Source organism: Frankia sp. CeTa3Moorea (assembly GCF_978021225.1).
Window position 1 is genome coordinate 2,360 of the sequence record NZ_CDXDOR010000282.1, and the last position, 571, is coordinate 2,930.

A 571-nucleotide genomic window follows, 5' to 3' on the forward strand; every position below is an offset into this window, starting at 1 on the left:
TGCTCAATTTTGTTCCACTTCGAGGTCGCTGGCGGGAAATGACAGACCCTGATCTCCAGGCCGGTCCTGGCGGCGAGCCTCGCGAGCTCTCGCTTGGCGGAATCAGGCGATCATAGCGACGCGTGCCTTGCCAGCAAATCGTTGAAGACTTCGACCGGCTTCGCCCATCCCAGCGTCTGCCGTGGTCTTCCATTCAACTGCTCAGCCACCCTATCAAGCTCAGCCTGGGTATGAAACGACAGGTCGGTGCCCTTCGGGAAATATTGTCGCAGCAATCCGTTGGTGTTCTCGTTCGAACCGCGCTGCCACGGCGAGTGCGGATCGCAGAAGTAGACGGGCATGCCGGTGGCGACGGTGAACTTCGCGTGCCGGGCCATCTCCTTGCCCTGGTCCCAGGTGACGGACTTTTTCATGAAGTCGGGCAGGGTTTCCATCTTCCGGGCCAACAGGTAGGCGACCTTCTCGGCGTTGCGGTCGTAGGGGCGCGGCCTCCAATGGTCAGTGCACCACGTGTGAATCCAGTCACAGGGCTGGATCTGATAAGACGTGGTTCCCCTTGACCTGGAGGCTT

1 protein-coding gene and 1 pseudogene are annotated in these 571 nt (G+C 60.2%); both read right to left on the reverse strand.

Going from position 1 to position 571, the window contains the following annotated elements; genetic code table 11:
- Positions 1 to 95: pseudogene (locus tag AC08OV_RS24345) on the reverse strand (ISAzo13-like element transposase-related protein); the annotation flags it as partial.
- Positions 96 to 110: 15 nt separating this feature from the next.
- Positions 111 to 571, reverse strand: a 461-nt coding sequence (locus tag AC08OV_RS24350) for an IS30 family transposase (RefSeq protein WP_476620408.1), incomplete at its 5' end; no start/stop codon positions are given.